We start from the raw sequence: 25,173 nt of genomic DNA, 5'->3' as shown, positions 1-25,173 counted from the left end.
CGCTACCTCATTTGTTCCCGCGTATCTCCGCCCTGGCCTTCTCCTCCAGACCTGTACAGTAATTGTAGTACAGCAGGCCGATGACCACGACTGCAGCCCCCAGCACCTCCCAGGAGGTCGGAATCTGATGAAGAAAGATCAGGCTCAGAATGATGGCGAACACCGATTCTCCGGATTCCCAGGCGGAAACATACAGGGAATCCACATAACCGAAACAAAGGTTGAACACCGCATGGGCGCCGATCTGGCAGACCAGCGTCAGTCCGACCAGCAGCACATAATCGTGCGCGGAATAGCCCAGTGCCGGAGTCTTTGTCACCACCATGCCGATGCAGAAACAGATCCAGCAGGACAGGAAGCACAGGAACACATACGGCGGTCCCGCCACTCTCCTGCGCACCTCATTGCCTATCACAAAATAAAAGCCCATGAACATCGCGGCCATGAAAGCCAGAACGTCCCCTTTGAAATTTCCCGAGGACAGCTGGCTCTTGTCAAGCCCTGCCACCAGAACGCCGCCCAGCAGCGCCAGAACGATTCCCATCACGGGCCGCCGTCCCACATGGCGGTGGAACACGAAAACCGTCACCACCAGCACCACAAGCGGGTGAAGCGCCGCCAGAACAACGCCGCTGGCGATATTCGTCAGCTTGACGGCAGTGAACCAGCTGAAAAAATGGCCGAACAGAAACGCCCCCGCAGCGAAGGTCCAGAGCAGATCCTTCTTCTCAATGGCCTTCAGCTGTTCCCTCTGGTGCAGCAGCACCGGAACAGCAAAAAACGGCATGCCCAGCGTCAGCCTCCAGAACCCGATAGCCATGGACGGTGCTGAAATCGCAGCGCCGAAGATCCCCGACGAGGATCCCGCGACCACCGCCAGCACCACGATAATCTTTACATACTTTTCTAAAAAACTTTTTTTCCTCTCCATTTTATTTTTGTCTATTATTTCCCTGCAATTTCTGCAGAGCCTCTCCGTATTTGTCTTTGTCTGTCATTCCCCCACAGTCTCTGCGGGTCCTCTCCGTATCTGTCTTTGTCGGTTATTTCTCCCGCAGCTTCTGCAGGTTCTCCTCGTAAGGCGGGTACACGATTCCTTTCTCCGTAACAACGGCTGTAATGTACTCTGCACTGGTGACATCGAAGGACGGGTTGTATGTCTTGATACCGACCGGCGCCATTCTTGTTTTGTACCACATCTCACAGATCTCCCGGCCGTCCCTCAGCTCAATCTCGATGTCGTCGCCCTTCGGCGTATCGTAGTCGATGGTGGACGTCGGCACAAACATATAGAACGGAATCCCGTATTCCTTCGCCAGAATCGCTACCCCGGAGGTCCCGATTTTGTTCGCTCCGTCTCCGTTGGCAGCCATCCGGTCACACCCCACGAGAACCGCATCGATCCATCCGTTCTTCATGACAATGGAGGCCATATCATCGCAGATCAGCGTCACATCAATGCCTGCCTTGCTCAGCTCCCATGCAGTCAGTCGCGCTCCCTGCAGAGCAGGCCTCGTCTCGTCTGCGAACACGCGGAACCGGTAGTTCTTCTCCTGCCCCAGATACAGCGGCGCCAGGCTGGTTCCGTATTTAGCGGTCGCCAGCGTACCCGCGTTGCAGTGTGTCAGGATCCCCATCCCCGGCTTCAGGAGGGTCAGTCCGTACTCTCCCATCTTTCGGCACGACTGCTCGTCCTCCTTCCGGATGCGATCCGCCTCCTCGAACAAAAGCTTTTTCGCACCGGACACCGATCCGTGGAAATCATCCAGCCGGGCAAGCATCCTCTTGAGCGCCCAGGAAAGGTTCACGGCGGTGGGGCGCGCGTTGACCAGATAATCGGCGACCTCGTGCGCTTTCTCTCTGAACTCGTTCAGATTCGTCCCGTCATAATCTCTCAGCGAAATGTAGAGTCCGTATCCTGCAGCCACGCCGATGGCCGGGGCCCCTCTGACCTTCATCTTCTTGATGGCGACAAAGACATCCTCCTTCGTCGTCATCTCAAGATACTTCTGCTCTCCCGGCAGCTTCGTCTGGTCCAGCACAAGCATCTTGTCACCGGTAAATTTTACTGGTACGATTTCTGATAAATTCATTTTCCCCTCACCTCAAAAAATCATCAACAGATTCGTTATATTTTTCCATTTTTTCTTGCTTTCTGTTCCTCCTTCTCCTCTTTCTCGATGTTGACCGCCTTAATCTGCGGCATCTTATGATTCGGATCGGTCAGGAATACATACAGATAGATACATGCGATGCCGATCAGGACAAAGGAATCCTTGTACAGGTCCCGGCTGATCAGGACAGCGGCCATTCCCATGATGGCGCTTATCCCGTACAGCATCAGAACCGCTCTGCGCTGTCCGTAGCCGGACGCGATCAGATGATGATGGAGATGGCCTTTGTCCGCCTGCATAATCGGTCTCCGGTTAATCACCCTGCGGAAAATCGCAAAGAACGTATCAAATATCGGAATGCCAAGCACCAGAACCGGGATCACCACCGCCACCATCGTGGACCGCTTCAGCGGCCCCACCACAGACAGCACAGCGATCATAAATCCGAGAAACAGTGAACCGCTGTCCCCCATAAAAATTCTGGCGGGATAGAAATTATACGGCAGAAATCCTATACAGCCGCCTGCCACCGCCATCATCGCGGCGCAGACGATCAGAAATCCGAACTGGTTGCCGTGAATGTATGCGACATACGCAATTGCCAGGGACGCGATGGCAGTCACACCGGCCGCCAGTCCGTCCAGCCCGTCGATCAGGTTGATGGTATTGGTAATTCCAACGATCCATAGCACGGTGACGATGAAGCATACAATCGTTCCGAAACGCCACAGTCCCTCTCCCGCGATATAATTGCTGATAAATTCGATCTTCAGTCCCATCACATACATGAGTATTGCGATGGCGGTCTGTCCGCCGAATTTGACCCGGGCGTCCAGATCCCGGAGATCATCCACGACTCCCAGCAGATAAATCAGTGTTCCGCCGATCAGCACCGGCAGCATTTTCGGCTTATCGTGCAGAAAGAAAATCATCGAAATCATGGTGCCCAGAAATATGGCCATCCCGCCGAACCTGGGCATCGCGTGATCATGCATTCTTCTGCTGTCCTTTGGAATGTCCATGGCTCCTATCTTCGGGGCGATCCGGATCGCCAGAGGCGTAGCCGCCAGCGCGATCACAAATGCCAGCACGAAGGAGCCAAAGACAACTGTCCTGCTTACTTCCATTGGTTTCCTCTATTTTTCCGTCGTTTCTTTTCCCATCGTTATGACCTTCAGGCCGGCTTCATCCAGAATATCGACGGCAAGGTTATCCGGATATCCCTCCCGGACGACGATGCGCTTGATTCCCGCGTTGATAATCATCTTGGCGCAGATGGCGCAGGGCTGATGGGTGATGTAGATTGCGCCGTCCTCAATGCTCTGTCCCAGCGTTGCCGCCTGAATAATCGCGTTCTGCTCCGCGTGAAGCGCCCTGCAGAGCTCGTGACGCTCTCCGGACGGAACTCCCAGTTCCTCCCGCAGGCAGCCTCCCTTCTCCGCACAGTGCGCCACGCCTCTCGGTGCGCCGTTATAGCCTGTGGCAATGATATGTCGATCCTTGACGATCACAGCGCCCACATGCCGTCTCAGACAGGTCGAGCGCTTCGCGGTCAGCTCCGCCATGGACATGAAATATTCATCCCATGATGGCCTGTTGTCTTCATAATGTTCCATATGTCCGTTCCTTTATTCTATTCGTTTCGATCGTTCTGCGAGCCGGCCGTCCCTTCATCCGTTCCGGCTGTTCATCGGGCCGTTCCGTCCCTTCAGTAATCAGTAATACACCTCTGTCAGATACAGTCCCTGCGGAGGTGCCGTATGCCCGGCCCTTCGCCGATCCCGTGACGCGATAATACCGGGAACCGCCTCCGGCGGGATTTTTCCCTGCCCCGCCTCTACCAGCGTCCCGGCTATGATCCGGACCATGTTATACAGAAATCCGTCTCCGGCAACATCGATATCAATGAGCCTGCCGCCGTCCACGGCGCTTTCATTGACCGTAAGCTGACGGATCGTCCGCACCGTCGTCTTCCGGGGAGTTCCTCCCGCCGCCTGGAAGCAGGCAAAATCATGAGTGCCTGTAATATGCTCCGCAGCGCGGCACATCGCGGCCGCATCCAGTGCGCCGCGCACATGATAACGGTAATTACGCAAAAATACCGGCATCTCTTCCCCATTGTGAATCCGATAACGGTACTTCTTTCCCTTCGAGTCATAACGGGCATGAAACCCCTCCGGCACAAGCTGTGCCTTCCGGATCCTCATATCACCGTCTTTCCCTGCTTCTGAAACCAGATTGTTTACCGCCAGCGGAATGCGTTCCACGGGGATTCCGAAATCCCCGTGAAAGCTCGCCCTCTGCCCCAGCGCGTGAACGCCGGCGTCTGTCCTGCTGGTGCCGTCCACCTGAACGGGTATAGCGCAGACTCTGGAGAGCGCCTCCTCCAGCGTTCCCTGTACGGTTCTCCTGTCCGGCTGTCTCTGCCAGCCGGAAAATCCGGTTCCGTCGTATTCGATTGTCAGCAGAATATTCCGTTCCATGGTCTTCCTTCCGGACGTACTGTATTATTCATTATAGCAAACATTGCCATCTGAATCCACAATTTTCTGCAGCCGAAGTGTCATCACTTCTGCATCCGGAGCTCCGCCGCTCTACAGACTGAACATCATTTCGGGGATTCCCCAGAAAAACGCAAGGTACGCGATCGCCGCAACAGCAATGTACGGAACCATCGGGCGGCTTTCGCCGCGCCGTACCTTTTTTTGTGCCATGAGAAACAGAAAATGCACCGCGCTGAGCAGTGTGCTTACCACAAAGATCGCAACAATGCCGTAGGCGCCCGTAACAAAACCGAGTGCCGCGAAAAGTTTGATATCTCCGCCGCCCACCGTGTCCCGGCGATAAATAAGCCTTCCCAGCAGTGCCACAAAACCCATAAGCCCGAAACCGGCCAGCCCGCCGAAAACGCAGAACTGCCAGTTATCATAGTAAGGGAGATAACCCACCGCGGTGACGCCCAGCAGCAGAATCAGCTGATCCGGCACAATCCGATAGAGGACGTCTCCGATTGCCATTTCAATCAGCAGCCAGGCGCTGCACAGTGCGGCAACGGCGAAACGCCAGTCATCGATGACAAGCCATATCCCCAGCACGACAAAAAGCATCGTGAAAACGATTTTCCAGGGATGGCTCCGAATCCGGCGCCTGCCGGAACCCGTCGGGTCCTTCGATGTTCCCTCCGGCGATCCATTCGGTGTTTTCTTCGATGCTTCATTGGGCGGAGCCTCGCCATAGTCGCAGAACCACCGGGCCGGCATTTTGTTAAAGAAATAGACAGCGCCATTCCCCAGAAAAATCGCTGCGAGAATGGCCGCCAGACATTTTATGACAGTTATCAGATAGGGTGTCAGCTGCTCCAAGTCAGGCTCCTTTCGTCAGACTGTTCCCGATGCAACGGGCGTATGGACACGGCTTCAGCCGCACTTGCTGAAGCCGCAGTTCCGACAGATCACGCAGCCGCCCTCATGCTCCACCGGTCCGCCGCACTCCGGACAGACGTGGATCTCCGCCGAGTTGGCCGGGATATTCACCGTTCCGGGCTTGGGAAGCGGTTTGCTTTTCAGCATCTCCCGTTCCTGTGCCAGCGATGCCGTAATACCGTTTTTCTGCTCTTCCTCGATGGCCTTGGACACCTTCATGATTACCTTGGCGATGGCGTCTGGGCAGGATGTACAACTCATCCCCTGCTGGCGGATAGTCGATGGGCACCGGATTCCCTTCAGCTGATCGTAAACCTCCTCGATGGAGATGCCGCTCCGCAGCGCAACGGAAACCAGACGGGCCGTGGCCTCGCTCTGGCTGGGACAGCCGCCGGCTTTTCCGGTGCTGGTGAACACCTCACAGATTCCGTTTTCATCGTAATTGGTTGTAATATACAGGTTTCCGCACCCGATCCTGACCTTTTCCGTAAAGCCTCTGGTGATTTCCGGACGGGGACGGGGCTCCACATGCAGAGGTGCCGCAGGCGTCTCGGGGGCAGAGGTTTTGTTCCCGTGGTTCACCGCGCCGATGTTCAGCACCTGCTCCTCGCGGCTCCCGTCGCGATAGATCGTCACTCCCTTGCAGCCCTCTTCATAGGCCAGCAGATACGCCTCCCGCACATCGCCGCGCGTGGCCTCCTTCGGGAAATTGACGGTCTTGGAAACCGCATTGTCTGTATGGTTCTGGAACGCCGCCTGCATCCTGATGTGATCCACCGGCTTGATATCATGAGCGCAGACGAACACATCCCGGATTTCCTGCGGAATCTCCTCGATATGCGCGATGGTCCCTTCTCCGGCGATCCGTTTCAGGAGTGCCCTGTCCTTATCAAGGCCCAGGGTTTCCAGCTTATGCATGAGGATCGGATTCACCTCTACCATCTCCGTTCCGTCCATGATGTTGCGCACAAAAGCATAGGCGAACACCGGCTCTACGCCGGAGGAACACCCCGCGATCATGGAAATCGTTCCGGTGGGCGCGATGGTAGTGACAGTTGCGTTCCGCATTGCGGGACCCTCTCTGAGGGTGCTGACGGAAAACAAAGGGAAACTCCCTCGTTTTTCCGCCAGTCTCGCGCTGGCCGCGTGCCCGGTGTTATTGATGAAGCCCATGACTTTATCCGCCAGACGAATCGCCTCCTCAGAATTGTACGGAATTTCCAGCATCAGGAGCGCGTCAGCCCAGCCCATGACTCCCAGTCCGATTTTACGGGTGGCCCGGGTGGTTTCCGCGATGATGTCCAGCGGATAGTTGTTGGCTTCGATTACGTTATCCAGGAAATGCACCGCCTCGTTAACGGTCTGCTCAATCAGCGGGAAATCAAACTCGTATCCTGTCAGAGTCCGGCGAAGCATTTTCGTCAGATTGATTGATCCGAGGTTGCAGCTCTCATAGGGCAGCAGCGGCTGTTCCCCGCATGGATTTGTACTCTCGATCTCTCCCTGAGACGGCACAACATTGTCCCGATTCAGACGATCCAGGAAGATGATTCCCGGCTCCCCGTTTTTCCACGCATGATCCACAATGAGCTCGAAAACCTTGACGGCGCTCAGGTGACCGACCGCAGTTCCGGACTTGGGATCAATCAGGTCATAATCAGTCTGCTCCTCTACCGCCTGCATGAATTTCTCGGTAATCCCGATGCTGATGTTGAAATTGGTGATATCGCTGTTATTGGCCTTGCAGTCGATGAACTCCAGAATGTCCGGATGATCCACGCGCAGAATACCCATGTTGGCGCCTCTCCGGGTCCCGCCCTGCTTGACCGCTTCTGTAGCCGCATTAAAGACCTTCATGAAGCTCACCGGACCGCTGGCAACTCCACCGGTGGATTTTACAGACGCACCGCTCTGACGCAGGCGGGAGAACGAGAATCCCGTCCCTCCTCCGGATTTATGGATCAGCGCCGCATTCTTCACGGAATCGAAAATCTCCTCCATGCTGTCTCCGACCGGCAGCACAAAACATGCGGACAGCTGTCCCAGCGTCCGTCCGGCATTCATCAGCGTCGGAGAATTCGGCATAAACCGCAGGCTGGTCATCAGTTCAAAAAACTCATCGGACACTTTCCCTGTGTCCACCGTATTGTCAAAATTAGCATCGACTCTGGCGATGGTGTCCGAAACCCGGCGGAACATCTGCTCTACAGACTCCACCACATTTCCTTCCTCATCCTTCCCCTGGTACCGTTTCTCCAGGACTTTCAAAGCATTTTCACTAATATCCGATATTGCCATGATTCCAACTCCTTTTCCATTTCCATTATTACAGTTCCTGCCCACCTCGGTCGTCGAGCGAGTCCTTCCGACTGTTGGCGGGCGCTGGGCGAGCGATTGTCACACGACGGATGAGCCCGCGACCGGCAAGCGGGTGCCACTGATACACAGCGAGCCGCAGGCCCCGACAACTTCAACAAAGGCGGCGAGCGTGCGCCGGTAGTTGACGCGCCGCAGACTGCCATCGGACGGCGCACCGCAGCACTGCCGTGAACTGCCGTCAGCACCCATTAAGTCCGACGGGAACTTGATGAGCAGGCACTGATTAAATTCAGATTGTTTTGCGAACAGCACATCATGTGCGTTGCATCACCTATTATAGCACTATATGTAGTGGATTAACAGTAGAAAATAATGGAAATTATAATGCGCAGAATACAGCTTAACGCCTCCGCCCGATCATAAATAGCAGATATTGCCGTTACCTGATCAATGCTATTAATATCTTTATGTTGTCTATCGTATCTTGATAGGTTATCTCGGAGGCGTAAGAAAATTTTCTGCGATAAGAATCCCAAAGCTTCCGAAGTTGCTCATCGGATTCAATGGCGGACAGTATTTCTTCATTTTGTTCATGTAAATATTTCGTCCACGCCTATTGCAAGTTTGAAGAAACGCATTATGGAAGACTTGCGTATCGATATCCGCTTCATAAATGGAATTCGGTTTCTCTTGGCGTAACCTGATCTCCGGTGGAAATATCGATTTTCAACGGAGTTACAAGCTTTCCGCCTTTTATAATGAATTGATGCTTGTGCTCAGGGATTCGGCCGTTTCCGAATCCCACCGCCGCAAGGTTTTCGGATGAAACGCTTGAAAACCTTGCGGCAGGCTATCGAATATGCTCTTCATATTATTGATATTTCAAGCATATTCGATAGCTGAGCACGCATTAATTAAATAGATTACGTGGAATACTATGGGTTCTTGTATCATTTTATCGCATAAATTATATGGCATGTCAATTACCTTTCCTTTGCTTTTTGTATACTCATTTCCGGCGTCTGTATACTAAAAAAATCATTCTTTGTCCGCATTTTGCTATCTCCCTCCGCGAATCTGCAAATTCCTCAGCAGTGCGGACATAACAGCAAAAAAAGCACCGCTGTTGCGATGCCTCAGATAGTCGGTATGCAGCCGTTTCTTTTACAGACTAGCCAGGAAACTGTCTACGTCCGTAATTTCCGCTCCGTAAACTTCTTTCAGATATCTGATTCCCATGTTGTAATCTTCCTCTGTGAAGGAATCTGTAGCATCCTTAGGAACTACAATATCGTAGCCCAGCTGGTATGCATCTGCGGATGTATGGCGAACACACATGTGCGCGTGGAGACCCGTCATGACAACAGTGTCTACTCCCAGTTCCTTCAGCAGAAGATCCAGATCTGTGTGGAAAAATCCGCTGTAACGCCGCTTTGGCACCACATAGTCCTTATCTGACAATTCCAGTTCCGGAATAACCTCTGCACCCCTGGTGCCTGCAATAGCATGGTCGCCCCACAGCTTCAGTTCGTGATCAATGCCTTTCAGATGCGCATCATTGCAAAAGACCACAGGGATTCCCTTTTCCCGGCAGCCTTTGAGAAGCTCAGCCGTCTTCGGCACGATTGCCAGACCACGGTCACATTTCAATGCTCCAGTTACAAAATCATTCAGCATATCCACCACAAGTACTGCATATTTACGTTCCATTTCCAAACCTCCATTTATTTAACAAGACATATGTCTTTACAGTTACTTTTCAGTGTAAACTTATTTGTGGCTCTCGTCAAGGAAAAATATACAGAACAGACTTCGCCTGCCCTGCGGAAGCCTTTGATGCCTGATTGCGTATTTAATACGTGCTCAGCTATCGAATATGCTTGAAATATCAATAATACAAAGAACATATTCGGTAGCCCGCTGCAGGGTTTTCAGACGTTTCATCCGAAAACCTTGCGGCAGTGGGATTCGGAAACGGCCGAATCCCTGAGCACAAGCATCAAGTAGTGTCTGCCGGCGCACCCTTCCATTGGATGGTGCGCCGCGGCGCTGCTGACAAACTGCCGTCAGCGCCCATTAATTCCGACGGGAACTTAATGAGCAGACACTATTTACTTTTGTTCCGAACAAAGAAAAAGCCCCACGCCGTCATGAACGTGAGGCTGTGTAGTAATCTGCTATTTTCAATTCCATACCTTTATGCTTTGTCAATTTACCAGGTATGTGCCATCATGTACGTTTTCTCTGAGATACATAGAAAATTGACAAGAACAGCGAGTAGTATACAGCACCTGCATATAACAATCCCCTTGCCGAAAGGCTTATCCCCGGCTCTGATGCTCCTAACGTATAGAACAATTTAGAAAATGCCACTCCCCACAAAAAAGGAACTGTCCACTTCAAGAGATACACTACTACGTCTCGCCTAACCGATTTCTTTCGGAAATAATCCCATATTGTAAGTGCTGCAAAGCTGACAACCAGTAATAATAAGAAATTGGTAACATACGGAAGATTCTCATCAGTCCGATATGCCGCCTGTGCACTGGCCAAAGCCGGAAGCACTGATATAAATAAATATATTGAATAACGTTTCCTTTCCATGATGCTGCTCCTAATATTTCCCTTTCAATAAAAAACGAATTTCTAAAATTCATTTACTCAAACAGTAACCGAATTCTCGATTTACTAAGCTTTCCACATCATTTCCCCTCTTTTCTGTACATTACTCGGTTTGACATTCCTTTTCTGACCACGTTATTTCCACATCGGTACTTATCAATTATGTTGAAATCCTCTTCTAATTCCTTGCTTATTCCTGTATCAATAAAAGCGATAGTCTGCGTGGATTCATCATACTTCGCTAACACCTCGCAATCTAGCGTCTCTTTATACCAGGCAGTTTTTTGACATGCCGCAAGAAAAAATGCCAGTACCAGAAGAAGTGTGATTAGGGCGTATCTATACTTTTCCGTTGGGGCCAGATTACCATTATTCTTCATTATAGATTTCATCATCTGGCTTATAATAACCATTCCTTAAAAACTGTATCCCTACCAACGCCAGAATCATTTCATATACCAGTAAACCTGGTTCAAAGCCCTGCGTAAGTACCAGAACAATTGAGGTGATCACTTTTCCGCAAAGAGCCACACAAACCACCCATCGTACTATCATATGTGCACGGAACGTAAGTGGCGTAGTGCATTTGCAGAAACCTATAAAGACATACTGCATCGCCAAGAAGATTGGTATCATAGTCCACGCATCTGAAAACCAATCATCAGAAAGTATCCAATTTGACAAAACCCATAAGGCAGGAGCTACCACGAGCGCCGCAAGGGTTGCCACAATTGCAGTTCTCTCTTTCCCTGGAGGTATGTTCCATTTTTTTGTTAAAAATTTCATAAGACATCTCCCCCTAGTTCTGTTAGTTTTACCAACTCTGTCCTTGGGTACGCATCTGATAATTCAGGATAAATATTGTATTTATTAGTTTTCCATCCTTTTACGTTTCCATATATATAAACCTCGGAAACCGCAAAAATGTGACATCATTTTGAAAACTTTTTTGGATTTTTTATTCCTGTTCGATATAATAAGTATATCACACCAAATTGGAGTATCAAAAAATAAATGTCAGGACTTCATCTCACATTAGGTCTGTTGTGACCTGATATATCTTGACGTATTCTGAGGTGTTCTCTCTGTTCCGGGGTCGTTTCCTGGGCCGTCACAAAGCACGTCAATTGGAGGTAACGTAAATCAATGCTTAACATTTTGTTTATTTGCCACGGAAGTGTTTAAGGGACGGAGCAAAAGCCTTGAGTTTATTAGGTTTCTTAGACGGCAACGTAGAATTTACACCTTATTTACACCTTTGGAAGATCGGATTGGTATTTAAAACATATGGTAACTACAAGAGATATGTTTTGAAAAATAGGAATTTATGAATGAGAGCATAACTTCAAGAAACAAATAGACTGCTGATTTTTTTACAAAAACAATCTTGACAGTGGCATTGAAAGCTGTATAATAACATTAACAGAACCCACCACGCCTCTGATTTTTCATGCGCAACCCGGTGGGACTTTCTTATTTATGGGGTGTTTTATGTATCAATATCCAAAACAAATATTAACAATAGAACAGCAGGTGCAATCTTATGTGGATGCAGGAATGAAGATTACATCTCAAGAAGATGTAGAGAAGGCATTGAAGTCAATTGGATTTTATCGTTTGAGAGGTTATTCGTTTCAATTATATGATAATGCTGCAAAGAAGTATGTTCCGGGAACAAAGTTTGAAGATATTATAAAATTGTATCAATTTGATCAGGAATTATCTGCTTTGGTTTTTTCAATGATTTCTAAGATTGAGGTTGCTTTGAGAGTGCGATTGGTGGAAGCATTGCTTATACACGGAGAACCACTTGTTTTGCAAGATTCATCGATTTTTAAAGAGAAAAAACGGTATTGGCAGAATATGGCTACTGTAGCGTCAGAAATTGCTCGCTCTAATGATGTGTTTATCAAACATAATTTTGACAATCATGATGGAGAAGTACCTGTATGGGCAGCCGTTGAAGTCCTTTCGTTCGGTACATTATCGAAGATAATTAAGAATTTGAAAACAGGTACCGGAAGTTCATACTCTATCTTGGCGTCGAATTATCAGTATAGATCGAAAAAAGGAAATTTGGTAAAACCATCACAGAAAATGCTTGCTTCATGGATACAGGGTGTTTCAGTATTGCGTAATATGTGTGCTCATAATTCCAGAATTTATAATCGTACAATTCATACGACACCGGAGATTCTTGATGTAGATAAAATTATGCCAACACCAGCGCATAATGGCTTGTATCAAATCTTACTGGCGATGAAGTACCTGCGTTCATTTGATGAGGAGTGGACAGTATTTGTAAATGCTTTCGATAAGTTGATTCAAACTAATAATGGTGTGGTCAGTCTCGCAGCAATGAATCTTCCTGCGGATTGGAAAGAACATTTAAGTGTATAAATGCAGTGGAAGTGCATAAAATAATAAAGCAGACCTAACCAAGCATCTGGCTCAAACCGGTTAGGCTTCCAGCGGAGTGTTACGATAAGCACTTCGCCATTTTTATTTTGATGAAGAACATCCACCTTTTACATATGATTGCACAATTTGAACGTAAAAAGCCTCATGATCATGTGCGAAAATGAAAGTGAAACTTATTAGATGATATAATTGTTATATCGGCTAAAAAATAGTGCGGTGGGCAAAAGGAATAGCGTTTTTGCCGATGGTGTGATATACTAATTAATAGATCGGTACGTTTTGGATATGGGTTATGATTTGTGATGGAGGATTGTAGATGAGATACCTTTTAGTTGCTGATATAGCAAAAAAATGGAATATGTCAGAGCGCAGTGTTAGAAATTACTGTGCCCAAGGGCGTGTGAACGGTGCATTTCTCACTGGTAAGACATGGAACATTCCAGAAAATGCAGAAAAACCGGAGCGCACCAACAAAAGAAAAGAAGAGCCGATTACTCTGTTGGATATTCTGAAAGAGCAGAAGGCAAGTAAATATTCCGGTGGGATTTATCATAAGACACAGATTGATTTGACCTATAACTCTAACCATATGGAGGGAAGCCGCCTGACACACGATCAAACTAGATATATTTTTGAAACCAATACTATTGGCGTAGAAAAAGAAGTGCTGAATGTGGATGATGTGATCGAAACGGCAAATCACTTCCGGTGCATTGACATGATTATTGATCATGCAAAAGCAGCTTTGACGGAGAAATTCATCAAAGAACTTCATTTGGTTTTGAAGAATGGCACCAGCGATTCTAGAAAAGATTGGTTTGCTGTTGGTAATTATAAGAAACTTCCGAATGAAGTCGGTGGCAGGAATACAGCCCTTCCAGAAGAAGTTGCCGATAAAATGAAGGCCTTGCTGACGGAATACAACGCCAAAGAAGAAAAAACCTTTGCGGATATTCTGGACTTCCATGTGAAGTTTGAGCGGATCCATCCATTCCAGGACGGCAACGGTCGTGTGGGCAGATTAATTATGTTTAAGGAATGTCTGAAATATAATATCGTTCCGTTTATCATTGAGGATAATCTGAAGATGTTCTATTACCGTGGACTGAAAGAGTGGAACAATGAGAAAGGTTATTTGACAGATACCTGTTTGACCGCACAGGATAAGTATAAGGCATATTTGGATTATTTTAGAATTGCATATTAAACGTGATTCAAAGTGAAAAATTTGCGCTTTGAGAAAAAATAATGATATACATTTTAAAGACGGGAGTAAATACATGTTCTATAAAATGATAGAAAATAAGTGTACACAATGGTATGAATCAGAACGGTGTACGGTTAAAAGCATAATTGAGTATATAGAGAAAGCAGGGCAGATGCGTGATGCTCAGATTGAGGCTATTAAGGTATATCTGTTTCTCAAAATTGCCTGTGAATGTAAGCCGTTGACACAGCTGTTTAGACAGGGATTCTTTAATTCTATTGATTTGAATGAGATAGAATTGTCAAAATCCACTCGTGAATATTTGTTTCAGAATCCAGCGGCTGCGGCATTGTTTGAATATGCATGTTTGACAAATGATAAAGATGAACAGGTATCTGAAAAACTGGAAAAACAGATAAAGAAAGAGCCAGCGGGAATTGATTATAATGAATTCTTTCGTAATGCGTTTTATGGTGTTTCCTATACGGATTATCTGTTTAGCCTTCCTATGGGTGCTGGTAAAACGTATTTGATGGCGGCATTTATTTACTTGGATTTATATTTTGCTTATAACGAGCCAACAAATCCAGCATTTGCACATAACTTTATCATATTTGCACCATCAGGTTTGAAATCATCAGTGGTTCCAAGTCTTAAAACAATACAAAACTTTAATCCATCATGGATTCTTCCGGAGCCGGCAGCAACAGACATCAAGAGGATGATTTCTTTTGAAGTGTTGGATCAAAGCAAAACTGCAAAAAAATCAAATAAGATAAAAAATCCAAATGTTCAGAAAATCGCTAATCATCAGCCGCTTTCTGAGTTGTTTGGTCTTGTTGCTGTTACTAATGCGGAAAAAGTAATTCTTGACCGTATTCAGGAAAAACAGGGACAGATAAATATGTTTGAAGAAAGCGAGGACGATAAAGACCGACAGGCAAATGAACTTCGTAATTTAATTGGTAAGTTACCATCATTGTCTATCTTTATTGATGAAGTTCATCATGCAGTAAGTGATGAAATTAAGCTTCGTGCTGTAGTTACAAGATGGGCGCAGAATCATACAGTCAATTCTGTAATTGGTTTTTCTGGTACTCCATATTTAGACAAAGTTGAAAAAATAAAAGTTGTAGATTCATTGTCCATTGGTACAGCTGAAATCACAAATATTGTGTATTACTATCCACTTATAGACGGTGTAGGAAATTTCTTAAAACGTCCAGTTGTAAAAATTGCAGATATTGCAGATAGCAGCCTTATTATTGAAAAGGGTGTCAGAGAATTTCTTGATACTTATAAAGACACTGTTTATGCAGATGGTTTAACAGCTAAATTGGGTATTTATTGCGGTACTATCGAAAAATTAGAAGAAACAGTATATCCACAGGTATCCCGTATTGTAGTTGAATATGGCCTTGGTACTGATGTTATACTTAAATTCCACAAAGGAAATAAACAGTATAAGATGTCGGCTGATAGTCAGATGCAGTTTGATATCTTGGATAAATCTATTTCTAAAATTCGTATTGTTTTGCTTGTGCAGATTGGTAAAGAAGGTTGGGACTGTCGAAGTCTTACAGGTATTATTCTTTCTCAAGAAGGAGACTGCCCAACCAATATGGTATTACAGACATCTTGTCAATGCTTGCGTCAGGTGATTAAAAACGGTCAGGAAACGGCGCTGATATATTTGAATGAAAGCAATGCCGAAAAATTAAATATGCAGCTTGAGCGGCAGCACCATATTTCGCTTAAAGAATTTTCTTCTGCAGACAACAGTAAGACTACTTTGAAACGTTATAATCGTACGGCTTATTTAAAGTTGCCTAAAGTAGAGTTTTATCAGCTGAAAATCAGCTATGATACACTTACTGTGGAAAAGGCAAATCCTGAAGTTTCTATTGAAAAATCTGTTGATTCAGCGCAAATTGCAGGTAATATTATCAAAACAACAGATCTTTCTATGAATGTAAATAATATCAGTATCCAGGCGGATGATGCTGAATATGGTACAGAATATGCAACCTTTAATTCTTGGATTTATGGCATTATGAGAAGTGGATTTGGAACACTTTCCATGGCAGAATTAAATGCATATACAGAGCAGTTAAAAGTAGTATATGAAAAAATCACATACGAAAAAGGTGGCTCACGATATTTCAGTTCGAAGTACAATAAAAAGTTGATAGAAGCCAATATTCGCAAAGCTTTTTGTGACAAAACGGATTTCAATACAATAGAAGAACTGATACCAGAAGAAGCTAATTTGTTGAACATTGCGAATTTTACTTCTGAGATATATGCAGATAATCTGGATGACTACTATCCAAGACAGAATGTTGTTGAAAACATAATGGCTGACGATAAGGGAAAATTGAAAGTTGATAAAAAGACACAGCAGTTAATTGATCTCGCTATAGAAACTGGAAACGATAGAATCGTTTTGGAATTGCAACAGCGTGTATCATCTCACCCAAATAAGAATCGTTCGTTCCACTACTTGCCATATCATACAGACAGTGGTTTTGAACAAACATTTTTAAGAGAAGTACTGTCCTTCGATATTATCGAAGAATTAGGTCTGGAGGTGTATTACAATGGCGATCGTGCTATGACGGAGTTTAAGATCAAGTGCTATAAGAAAACCAGTGGAAAATGGAATTACATTGGTATTTACACACCGGACTTCCTTATCATTAAACGAAAAGATGGCGTTATCCATAAGGTTATTGTAGTGGAAACCAAGGGGCAGATTTATGCCAAAGATCCAGTCTTTAAAGATAAGAAGAATTTTATGGAAACAGAGTTTTCAAAACAGAATAATGCTGCGTATGGTTATGAACGTTTTGATTACCTGTATTTGGAAGATACGATGCCAGAGAAAGATAGATTGACACAGACACATCAAAAAATCTGTGAGTTTTTTAAGGAGAAAGCGTAATGAATGGAATTAGACCTACTGTAGGCATAGAGTTTGATGATAAATATACTAATGCAAAAAATAAATTGCTTGATTTTATTAAGGCATTAGACGAGTTGGATGACATACAAAAAGCAAAATTGGCACAAGAATTTATAACATCATATAGTATGGCAATTTCTTTTGAACAATTTGTAAGTTATATGAAAAATGGAGGAATCAAATAATGCCAATTAAATATGTACCGTTTATACCGGAGCCGGTGGAAGGACAAGCTGTGCTTGGAAATTTTAATAGAATATTGAGATATAGAGGCGCTGACGATGTTTCTATGACATTACAGCGTGGTATGCCTTTGTATGAAATGGAAAAACAGGAAACCCTGGGCGAAAACGCTGACGGCAATATGGTTATTCGTGGAGAATGTGTTTCTGCTTGCGCTTATCTGAAGGAGCAGGGTATTCAGGTTGATCTTGTTTACATTGACCCACCATTTGCCAGTGGTGCTGACTATGCAAAGAAAGTATATATTCGTCGAAATCCGAAAGTAGCAGAAGCTATTGCACAGGCTGAACAAGAGTTGGATGTTGATGAATTGAAAGCTTTTGAAGAAAAGATGTACGGTGATGTATGGGATAAAGAAAAATATTTGAACTGGATGTACGAAAATCTTATGGCGATTAAGTCTATAATGAGCGAAACGGCATCTATTTATGTTCATCTTGATTGGCATATAGGTCATTATGTAAAAATCTTATTGGATGAAGTATTTGGAGAATCACATTTTCTGAATGAAATTGTTTGGCATTACTACAACAAAATGCAGGGGAATGTAAACAGATTTGCATCTAATCATGATGTAATTTTTCTGTATACAAAAAGCGATATATACAGTTTCTCGCCCATTAAGGAAAAGAGAGATGAAACTATTAAACAAATTAAAAGGGTTTGGGATTCTGAAACTCAAAAGCTTGTGAATGCAAAAGATGAAAATGGTAGAGTAATTTACCAGGAATCATCAGAAAAGACTATTGATGATGTCTGGAGAATGTCTATGCTTCAACCTGCAGATAAAGAAGAACCGGTTGGATATGCTACGCAAAAACCAGAGGCATTGATTGAAAGGGCAATTCAAGCTTCTTCGGATATAAATTTAATAGTTGCAGACTTTTTTGGAGGCAGCGGAACAACTGCAGTTTGCGCAAATAAACTTGGCAGAAAATTTATTCATTGTGATATTGGATTGAATTCTATTCAGACAACCCGTGATCGTCTTGTCGCAGATGGGGCTGAATTCGATGTGCTGGAAATTAAAGATGGCGTTCAACTTTATCGTAATCCGGTTCAGACAATGGATAAAATTAAATCTTTGATTCCTGGCTTGAAAAATGAAGATTCCCTTGATTCTTTCTGGGAAGGTGCTATTTCTGACAGCAAGCTTGGTACAATTCCTGTTTACGTGCCAAACTTAATGGATAGTGCATCAAAACTTCTTGATAAAGTGACTATGAACCGTATTATCCATCAGGCGATTCCAGAATTGGATAATGATATTAAAAAGGTTATTGTTTACTATATCGACATTACTGATGAAGTGGAGATTATGAATTTCATCAAAGAAGATGACAGTACAACTGTAGAAATTGAATTGCGTGATCTTAAATCAATTCTTGATGATGTTGTCATTAGTGATTATGCAGAATTCCATGCAGAAGAAAGTGCAGGCAGATATGCTGTTGCTATTGATAAATTTATGAGTGATCGTGTGTTGTCTAAAATTGCAGAATTCAATCAGAAAGCATTCCTTAATTCTTCTGCGAAGAAACCGTATAAACAGATTGAAATCAGTGAAGAAGGCTTGGAACTTATTGAATTCCTTAGCTTGGATTGCACTGCGACCGGTGGTGAGTGGCATTCTGATAGTGAAATCCAGATTGATAAAAATGGCTATGTTATCGTAGACGGCAATAAAACCAAGGAGTTCTGGGATGGTTACATCCGCAGCACAAAGAAACCTCTCCGCCTTAAAATTCGTAATATTTGCGGGGATGAAACTGTTTGGGAGGTGTAATCAATGGCTCAAAATGTGACATTGTATAACCTTTTGATTTCTTGCCCAGGTGATATTAAGAAAGAAGTTACATTGATTGAAGCTGCAGTAGATGAGTTTAATGAATTATATGCTGAAACTTTAGGAATCACAATAAAAACTCGCCATTGGAGTAAGAGTTCTTATGCTCAGTCTGGAGGAAAACCACAGGCATTACTTAACGAACAGTTTGTAAATAAATGTGATGCAGCAGTTGCGATTTTCTGGACAAGATTTGGCTCACCTACTGATGAGTATGGTTCTGGAACAGAAGAAGAAATTGAAATTATGCTTCAATCTGGAAAACAAGTGTTTATGTATTTTTCGGATAAGCCTATCCCACCATCAAAAATAAATGGTGACGGCTATGAGAAAATACAAGCATTCCGTGACAAATATAAAGACAAAGGAATATATTTCACTTATTCATCCGACGAAGAATTTAAAAAGATGTTTTTTGCCCATCTTTCCATGCATTTTTTGACAGAAAAGAGGGTAAGTGAAACAGCCAATGAATATCGTTCTGAGTTAAAGTTATTAGGTATTGACGAAACTGGAAGATTGACTGAAGAAGCGGTGGTATGCCCATTCGTGTTAAATGCAGAGATTACCATGAAAGAATACATTACTTCGATTAAGAATATGTATCAGGAGATTTCTGATATGAATGTAGGTGGTAGATCTGTTACAGCTAATACTTTTTTTGCTGGATTTACAAGCCCTGTTGACATAGATGAAGATGAGAAAGAGTTTATTACTGCTGTGGCTGAACAGCTGGAGTGTGAGTTGTCCGATTCCTTTTTTGAACTTGGAAATTTAAACCAAGATACTTTAACATCAAATCTACTCAGTGGTCCTAAGTTGAATGGAACGTCCGAAGAAAAGCAGAAATATTGGAAAATCAAAAGATTGCATGAAACTATTTCTAAAGCTTTGGAATGGGCTCCGGTTGAGAAAGCGTTTTCTGGAATGAATTGTATTAAATTAGCAATTCAGAATTGTGGTAAGGCCATTGACGAAGATGCTGAAATTATGTTTGAAGTTCCAAAAGAATCCTTGCTTACATTAGGTGAATTCCCTAAGTTTAATAATGCAGAGATGGGATATTTGCTTACAGATTGTGATATGAGTATTTTGTTCGGAATTGAAGGCACATCTGAATATATTGAATATTCAAAATCAGAGCAAAATGGAAGAACTTCGTATGGAGCACGTTCATATGGTTTGCCTGGATATGTTCCGGATTATAGTGATGATTTCACTGATGAGATAAAAGATGTGTTTTGTTATGGATTCTATTCAAGTGAAGATAAGTATATTGTAAAGCTTAAAGTAGATTATATAAAACATAATACAACTGTTGCTTTCCCGACAATCCTTTTTGTGAAAAATGAGATTGATGAGATACCATATAAAATCACATCTAAGAATAATCCGGATGTTGTTGAAGGCTGTATAAAGGTTAAAAGTTAGGAAAGGAATACTACATGGAAAAGCCACAATACATCGATTGGATAGTTGAAGAAACTGGTATTGTAATTAAAGATGACATACCGCTAAAATGCTATAAAATTGACTATAAAGATGATGAAAGTATTCTTGATGACTGGGCATTGCACATTCGAAGAAATTACATAGAAGATACTGAACTTAAAGAAGACGCAGATGACAATGCAATGACTGTTGAACAGTATTTGCATGATTATGTAATTCCACAAAAAGGAGAAGAATTGGGAGCTACGGTACGTTCTGCAGACATAACAGAAATTTTAATTTCCGATTTATTAGAGTTTGTTCATCAGTATTCTGTTCCGAGATATAAATTGAAGAACAGATCCGGGAAAAACAATTCACAACAAGGAACTGATGTCATTGCATATAAGTACAAAAATGAAGATAAAACTCCAAATGATAAAGATGAATTGATAGCAGCAGAAGTTAAAGCTACCCTCTCTAATACGGAGTACACACCAATCAAAAATGCAATTATCGATTCCAGAAAAGATGAACATCGATTAGCAAGATCAGTAAACTACTGCAGAAAGCGATTAAAAGAACTGGGCAAAATAGAAGAGGCAGAAGAGGTAAAGAGATTCTTATTTAAACCAGATAATAATTATCGTATTACATATGTAGCTGCAGGAGTTAGTAGTCGTGAAAACGCAGATGATGCCATAGAATTAGATTTTTCTGGTGAAGAACTTGAAATTAGAAAAAATGAACTGATTTTTTATGTACATGGTAAAAAGTTGATGGAATTGGCTCATAACATTTACCAGAGGTGTTGTAAATGATTTTTGGGAAAAATGCAGGCTTAATGTTAAAATATCAAAAAGCAAAGGCCAAAATGGTAGAATACGATGTTTCAAAGCAGGAGTATCCACATTTTCCGTTGAATTCTAATGAATTATCGTATCCAACAACTTATGTGCTGTCACGATACTCAGAATGCATTATAGAAAATAATCATGACGAATTAAAAGAGCTGGAGTCACTTTTGATTACAACTGCAGAATATTATGATTCAGCTTTTAAGTCCAAAGATAGACCAGAATATGATTGGGATTTTTTGCTATCTGGAGCATCTGCCTACTTTCTAAGAAAAGATTTTGGTAGTGCTAAAGTGTTGACAGCCAGAGTAGTTGATTTAATTGATGAGGAGCGATCTCCGCAGAAATTGTTGACGAATCTCTATAATTATCTTCTGGGTGGAGTGTATTTGCCATATTTGAGAGTTATAGATACTTATGAGCGAATAAATAATTTTTTCTTGGATTACTTTGGAAAGGGTAAGTCTTTAGAAGCATTAAAGTCAAACTTATGGGTATATAGAAATGAAATATACGAGAATGGAGATCCGGATAGTATATTTTATGTAGATATATTAGTGGCAGTTATTATTGTGGCGTGCGAAAATTCGTCATGGAGTCTTTTGCCGAGTAGTTCAGGTATCCCGGATGAAGAATGGGAGCCATATCTACAAAGTAAGATGTCAATAAAGATGTTATGGCCAGCACAAAGATTAATAGCCGAAAAGGGATTGTTGCGTGGAGAAAGCTCTATTGTTCAACTTCCGACAGGGGTAGGCAAGACAAGAAGTATTGAACTAATTATTAGAGCAGCTTTTTTATCTGAACGAGCGAATATTGCTATTATAGTGGCACCATTAAGAGCATTGTGCAACGAAATAACAATGGATATGTACAAAGCTTTTGGAAATGATGTCACGATAAATCAGTTTTCTGATGTACTTCAAAATGATTTTTGGAATTTGTTTTCTGAAGATATTAAACGGCAGATACTGATATGTACGCCAGAGAAACTGAGTTATGTATTGCATCATGATCCGTTTTTCTTAAGTGCTATAGATTTATTTGTGTTTGATGAAGGTCATATGTTTGATGATGGAGGTAGAGGTGCAACATATGAGTTATTAGTAACACATATACGTCAGAACATAACGAGCGAACGGCAGTTTGTTTTGCTATCTGCGGTATTGCCAAATTCAGGGGATATTGCACAGTGGTTGTTTGAGGATAGAGGTTGTTTGGCGACAGATGATAGTATTGTATCTACACCTAAATCAATAGGATTTTCATCGACACAAAGGGATATTCATTTCTTTTCTGATGATAAATCAAATGAAGATTATTATATTCCCCGAATCCTTCGAGTTGAACAATTGAAGAAGTTACCCCGAGAAAGAAGTAATAAATATTTTCCAGATTTATCATCATCTACAGATGTGGCCATTTATAATGCAATAAAGTTGTGTCATAACGGCGGTGTTGCTATCTATCTCGGGCAGCAACGTTCAATGAAAACGGTATTTGAAAGAATTATAAATTTGGATAAGAGAAACTATGATTTGCAAGCATTAAAAGATAATACAAATCAAGCAGAACTTTCCAAAATCAAGGGATTTATAGAAAGCTATTATGGTTCAGAGCACTATTATACGAAAGCAGCGGAATTGGGTGTTTTGCCTCATTCATCTAATCTTCAAAATGGAGTTAAGCTTGTTGTTGAACATGCGTTGAAGAATAAATATGTTTCTTGCGTAGTGTGTACATCGACGCTTGCACAGGGTGTGAATATTCCGATAAAATATTTATTGGTTACCAGCATTCGAAATGGATTGCAATTAGTAAAAGCTCGAGATTTTCAAAACTTGATGGGTAGAACAGCACGAGCAGGTATATACACAGAAGGAAGTATTATTATTACGGATTGCAAAATATACGACAACCGTACCAACTGGAAAAATGGTGGAGGATATTTATGGAATGATTGTGTGAAGCTATTTGATGCAAAATTGACAGAACCTTGTGGCAGTTCTATTCTTTCGTTAGTCCAGAATTTTAACATAGATTATGATGTGACCGTAAGTGGTGAGAAATTTATTGATAGAGTGATAGATCACCTTGACGAAAGAGATTTCTTGCTTGATTACGCAAAGAAGTTAGAAAAAGCATACTTAAAAACCAATCCCAAAAGAACACAAAATCTGATTGTGCAGGAAATATTATTGCGTCAGGATATTATATCAAACATAGAAAATTATTTGTGTTTAGTACGTTCCGCAGAAACATTGGTCAATGATAGTAAGAAAAGTGCTGTGGATATTTGTACAAATACATTGGCGTATGCTATGGCAACAGAAAAAGAGAAAGAATTACTGATTAAAGTTTTTCAGAAGATAGAAGAGAATATTCAACAATATTCTGTTGAAAAATTGAGCAGATATTCTAATGCAATGTCAGGAATAGGTTTGTCTTCTCTAATAGAGGAATGGATTGTTCAGAATGAACTTACAGAGAAGATATATACAGAAACAGAACTGTTATCTGTTATTGCAGAATTGTATCTGCAAATCTGTGGAGACTTTAGATACCAAGAGCATATACAAAGCATTTGTAAAAAATGGATTGATGGCCAGACTCCAACGGAAATTAACAACAAAGAAACTATTGGAATTGCAGAAGTAGAATCATTATGTAATAAAAGAATCTCATATGAAATGAATTTTCTTATCGGCAATATCTGTGATCTGATAGAAGTTGACGGAGAAAATGAGGAGCAAGTTGATCAAAGGAACATCTTGACATTGTTACAAAAGAAAGTAAAATATGGCGTTCCAAATATGACAGCAATTTCTATTTGTGAGAGTATTTTTAATGATCGTCTATTAGCTATAGAATTAGCTCAAATTTTATCTGATGCGAATATTGGAACGGACAAGATACTTAATATGTTGAAAGCTCATAGTGAAGAAATCTTTAGTTGTCTTGATTCGTATCCGGAATATTTCAAGGATAGATTATCTGTGTTGATGAAATAAAGGTAGCATACTGTATTTACAGATTGCTGAATGTGCATTAAAAATAGATATTTCTTTTACACAAGAAATTAGAAATAGCAGATCTGTCAATTTGGTGAGGATGACACTTGGGTACAATGTCCATCAGATATTCCAAAAGATTAAGTATTAAAACAAGTGAACTTCCGGCGAAAGAGTGTATAATCGTACAATTTAAACGAAAAAAACCTCATGATCATGAACGAAAAAGAAAGCATAATTTATTAGGCTATAGAATGGCTTATGTGAATTGAATGATGACTGATGATTCTGGTGTCGAAAGTAAAAATGATGCAATGACATTATGGATAAATACATGTTGTCTTCCATAAAATCAATTCTATGTTAAAAACATACAGTCTAGACAGCTACTTTTTAAGCTATCATTTGAAAGACATACAATATATAGGCTCAAATGGCGAAAGTGCCCATTTGGGCCTATTATTGTATAAATTAATATGTTACAACTAGAGCAAGATCCACCCGGGTATTACAGTATTGTCATTTTGACAATTTTGTATTACTTACGAGTAGCAGACCTTGATTGGGATTACGTCCCCATACCCACGTTGAATATTCCGGTGCGCTGAAAGCGCAAATCCGGTGAACTGGAAATCACCAGTCCGGCCGGTGGAAATCATAAATACGTGTATTCCGGTTCAACGGCACCGCCGTTCCGGCGGTGGAAACCACCATT

Annotated in this window: 18 protein-coding genes; 8 read left to right on the top strand and 10 right to left on the bottom strand. The window is 42.9% G+C overall.

What is annotated here, in order from left to right:
* Window positions 1-7: 7 nt before the first annotated feature.
* From FYJ64_RS10420 to FYJ64_RS10375, 10 genes are all read right to left on the bottom strand, one after another.
* Window positions 8-931: a DMT family transporter gene (locus FYJ64_RS10420; RefSeq protein WP_154575074.1), complete on the bottom strand. Its 924-nt coding sequence runs from the start codon at window positions 929-931 to the stop codon at window positions 8-10.
* 112 nt (window positions 932-1,043) lie between these two features.
* Window positions 1,044-2,093 (bottom strand): S-methyl-5-thioribose-1-phosphate isomerase, encoded by a 1,050-nt coding sequence (gene mtnA / locus FYJ64_RS10415; protein ID WP_154575073.1) that lies wholly within the window; start codon window positions 2,091-2,093, stop codon window positions 1,044-1,046.
* Between the two features lie 35 nt (window positions 2,094-2,128).
* Window positions 2,129-3,241: a glycosyltransferase family 4 protein gene (locus tag FYJ64_RS10410; protein ID WP_154575072.1), complete on the bottom strand. Its 1,113-nt coding sequence runs from the start codon at window positions 3,239-3,241 to the stop codon at window positions 2,129-2,131.
* Window positions 3,242-3,250: 9 nt separating this feature from the next.
* A complete protein-coding gene (locus FYJ64_RS10405; protein ID WP_154575071.1) occupies window positions 3,251-3,730 on the bottom strand; it encodes a deoxycytidylate deaminase in 480 nt (159 codons plus the stop codon).
* Window positions 3,731-3,829: 99 nt separating this feature from the next.
* The gene (truA, locus tag FYJ64_RS10400; protein ID WP_154575070.1) at window positions 3,830-4,597 is read right to left on the bottom strand and encodes a tRNA pseudouridine(38-40) synthase TruA; all 768 of its coding nucleotides are present in this window, start codon (window positions 4,595-4,597) and stop codon (window positions 3,830-3,832) included.
* A 111-nt stretch (window positions 4,598-4,708) separates the two neighbouring features.
* Entirely contained in the window at window positions 4,709-5,476 is a 768-nt protein-coding gene (locus FYJ64_RS10395; RefSeq protein WP_154575069.1) for a prepilin peptidase, read from the bottom strand.
* 54 nt (window positions 5,477-5,530) lie between these two features.
* On the bottom strand, window positions 5,531-7,834 hold the full coding sequence (locus FYJ64_RS10390) for a vitamin B12-dependent ribonucleotide reductase (RefSeq protein WP_154575068.1): 2,304 nt from the start codon (window positions 7,832-7,834) through the stop codon (window positions 5,531-5,533).
* A 1,185-nt stretch (window positions 7,835-9,019) separates the two neighbouring features.
* Window positions 9,020-9,565 carry a cysteine hydrolase family protein gene (locus tag FYJ64_RS10385; RefSeq protein ID WP_154575067.1) on the bottom strand — a complete coding sequence of 182 codons (546 nt, stop codon included), beginning with the start codon at window positions 9,563-9,565 and terminating at the stop codon, window positions 9,020-9,022.
* A 992-nt stretch (window positions 9,566-10,557) separates the two neighbouring features.
* Window positions 10,558-10,857 carry a hypothetical protein gene (locus tag FYJ64_RS10380; protein ID WP_154575066.1) on the bottom strand — a complete coding sequence of 100 codons (300 nt, stop codon included), beginning with the start codon at window positions 10,855-10,857 and terminating at the stop codon, window positions 10,558-10,560.
* Window positions 10,847-11,263: a hypothetical protein gene (locus FYJ64_RS10375; protein WP_154575065.1), complete on the bottom strand. Its 417-nt coding sequence runs from the start codon at window positions 11,261-11,263 to the stop codon at window positions 10,847-10,849. The genes FYJ64_RS10380 and FYJ64_RS10375 overlap by 11 nt, the downstream gene beginning before the upstream one ends.
* A 705-nt stretch (window positions 11,264-11,968) precedes the next feature.
* Between FYJ64_RS10375 and FYJ64_RS10370 the strand changes: the two genes are divergently transcribed.
* The 8 genes from FYJ64_RS10370 to FYJ64_RS10335 all read left to right on the top strand — a co-directional run bounded on the left by FYJ64_RS10370 (window position 11,969) and on the right by FYJ64_RS10335 (window position 24,458).
* On the top strand, window positions 11,969-12,877 hold the full coding sequence (locus tag FYJ64_RS10370) for an Abi family protein (RefSeq protein ID WP_154575064.1): 909 nt from the start codon (window positions 11,969-11,971) through the stop codon (window positions 12,875-12,877).
* Between the two features lie 337 nt (window positions 12,878-13,214).
* Window positions 13,215-14,105, top strand: a complete 891-nt coding sequence (locus FYJ64_RS10365; RefSeq protein WP_154575063.1) for a Fic family protein — start codon at window positions 13,215-13,217, stop codon at window positions 14,103-14,105.
* Window positions 14,106-14,178: 73 nt separating this feature from the next.
* Window positions 14,179-17,049, top strand: coding sequence for a DEAD/DEAH box helicase family protein (locus FYJ64_RS10360; protein WP_154575062.1), 2,871 nt, complete (start codon window positions 14,179-14,181; stop codon window positions 17,047-17,049).
* Window positions 17,049-17,255, top strand: coding sequence for a hypothetical protein (locus tag FYJ64_RS10355; RefSeq protein ID WP_009243564.1), 207 nt, complete (start codon window positions 17,049-17,051; stop codon window positions 17,253-17,255). Before FYJ64_RS10360 ends, FYJ64_RS10355 begins: the two co-directional genes overlap by 1 nt.
* Window positions 17,255-19,099, top strand: a complete 1,845-nt coding sequence (locus FYJ64_RS10350) for a DNA-methyltransferase (protein WP_154575061.1) — start codon at window positions 17,255-17,257, stop codon at window positions 19,097-19,099. Before FYJ64_RS10355 ends, FYJ64_RS10350 begins: the two co-directional genes overlap by 1 nt.
* Before the next feature lie 3 nt (window positions 19,100-19,102).
* Entirely contained in the window at window positions 19,103-20,590 is a 1,488-nt protein-coding gene (locus FYJ64_RS10345; RefSeq protein WP_154575060.1) for a hypothetical protein, read from the top strand.
* A gap of 14 nt (window positions 20,591-20,604) precedes the next feature.
* Window positions 20,605-21,411, top strand: coding sequence for a Hachiman antiphage defense system protein HamA (locus FYJ64_RS10340; RefSeq protein ID WP_154575059.1), 807 nt, complete (start codon window positions 20,605-20,607; stop codon window positions 21,409-21,411).
* Window positions 21,408-24,458 carry a DEAD/DEAH box helicase gene (locus FYJ64_RS10335; RefSeq protein WP_154575058.1) on the top strand — a complete coding sequence of 1,017 codons (3,051 nt, stop codon included), beginning with the start codon at window positions 21,408-21,410 and terminating at the stop codon, window positions 24,456-24,458. The genes FYJ64_RS10340 and FYJ64_RS10335 overlap by 4 nt, the downstream gene beginning before the upstream one ends.
* Window positions 24,459-25,173: the final 715 nt, after the last annotated feature.

It is taken from the genome of Hornefia butyriciproducens, from assembly GCF_009695915.1.
Taxonomy (GTDB): Bacteria; Bacillota; Clostridia; order Peptostreptococcales; family Anaerovoracaceae; genus Aminicella; species Aminicella butyriciproducens.
This window is presented reverse-complemented; position numbering and strand designations above follow the sequence as displayed.

Excerpts from the sequence above, each read along its gene's own strand:
- FYJ64_RS10420 (WP_154575074.1), bottom strand. The coding sequence starts at position 931 with ATGGAGAGGAAAAAAAGTTTTTTAGAAAAGTATGTAAAGATTATCGTG.
- mtnA (WP_154575073.1), bottom strand. The coding sequence starts at position 2,093 with ATGAATTTATCAGAAATCGTACCAGTAAAATTTACCGGTGACAAGATG.
- FYJ64_RS10410 (WP_154575072.1), bottom strand. The coding sequence starts at position 3,241 with ATGGAAGTAAGCAGGACAGTTGTCTTTGGCTCCTTCGTGCTGGCATTT.
- FYJ64_RS10405 (WP_154575071.1), bottom strand. The coding sequence starts at position 3,730 with ATGGAACATTATGAAGACAACAGGCCATCATGGGATGAATATTTCATG.
- truA (WP_154575070.1), bottom strand. The coding sequence starts at position 4,597 with ATGGAACGGAATATTCTGCTGACAATCGAATACGACGGAACCGGATTT.
- FYJ64_RS10390 (WP_154575068.1), bottom strand. The coding sequence starts at position 7,834 with ATGGCAATATCGGATATTAGTGAAAATGCTTTGAAAGTCCTGGAGAAA.
- FYJ64_RS10385 (WP_154575067.1), bottom strand. The coding sequence starts at position 9,565 with ATGGAACGTAAATATGCAGTACTTGTGGTGGATATGCTGAATGATTTT.
- FYJ64_RS10380 (WP_154575066.1), bottom strand. The coding sequence starts at position 10,857 with ATGAAGAATAATGGTAATCTGGCCCCAACGGAAAAGTATAGATACGCC.
- FYJ64_RS10375 (WP_154575065.1), bottom strand. The coding sequence starts at position 11,263 with ATGAAATTTTTAACAAAAAAATGGAACATACCTCCAGGGAAAGAGAGA.
- FYJ64_RS10370 (WP_154575064.1), top strand. The coding sequence starts at position 11,969 with ATGTATCAATATCCAAAACAAATATTAACAATAGAACAGCAGGTGCAA.
- FYJ64_RS10365 (WP_154575063.1), top strand. The coding sequence starts at position 13,215 with ATGAGATACCTTTTAGTTGCTGATATAGCAAAAAAATGGAATATGTCA.
- FYJ64_RS10360 (WP_154575062.1), top strand. The coding sequence starts at position 14,179 with ATGTTCTATAAAATGATAGAAAATAAGTGTACACAATGGTATGAATCA.
- FYJ64_RS10355 (WP_009243564.1), top strand. The coding sequence starts at position 17,049 with ATGAATGGAATTAGACCTACTGTAGGCATAGAGTTTGATGATAAATAT.
- FYJ64_RS10350 (WP_154575061.1), top strand. The coding sequence starts at position 17,255 with ATGCCAATTAAATATGTACCGTTTATACCGGAGCCGGTGGAAGGACAA.
- FYJ64_RS10345 (WP_154575060.1), top strand. The coding sequence starts at position 19,103 with ATGGCTCAAAATGTGACATTGTATAACCTTTTGATTTCTTGCCCAGGT.
- FYJ64_RS10340 (WP_154575059.1), top strand. The coding sequence starts at position 20,605 with ATGGAAAAGCCACAATACATCGATTGGATAGTTGAAGAAACTGGTATT.
- FYJ64_RS10335 (WP_154575058.1), top strand. The coding sequence starts at position 21,408 with ATGATTTTTGGGAAAAATGCAGGCTTAATGTTAAAATATCAAAAAGCA.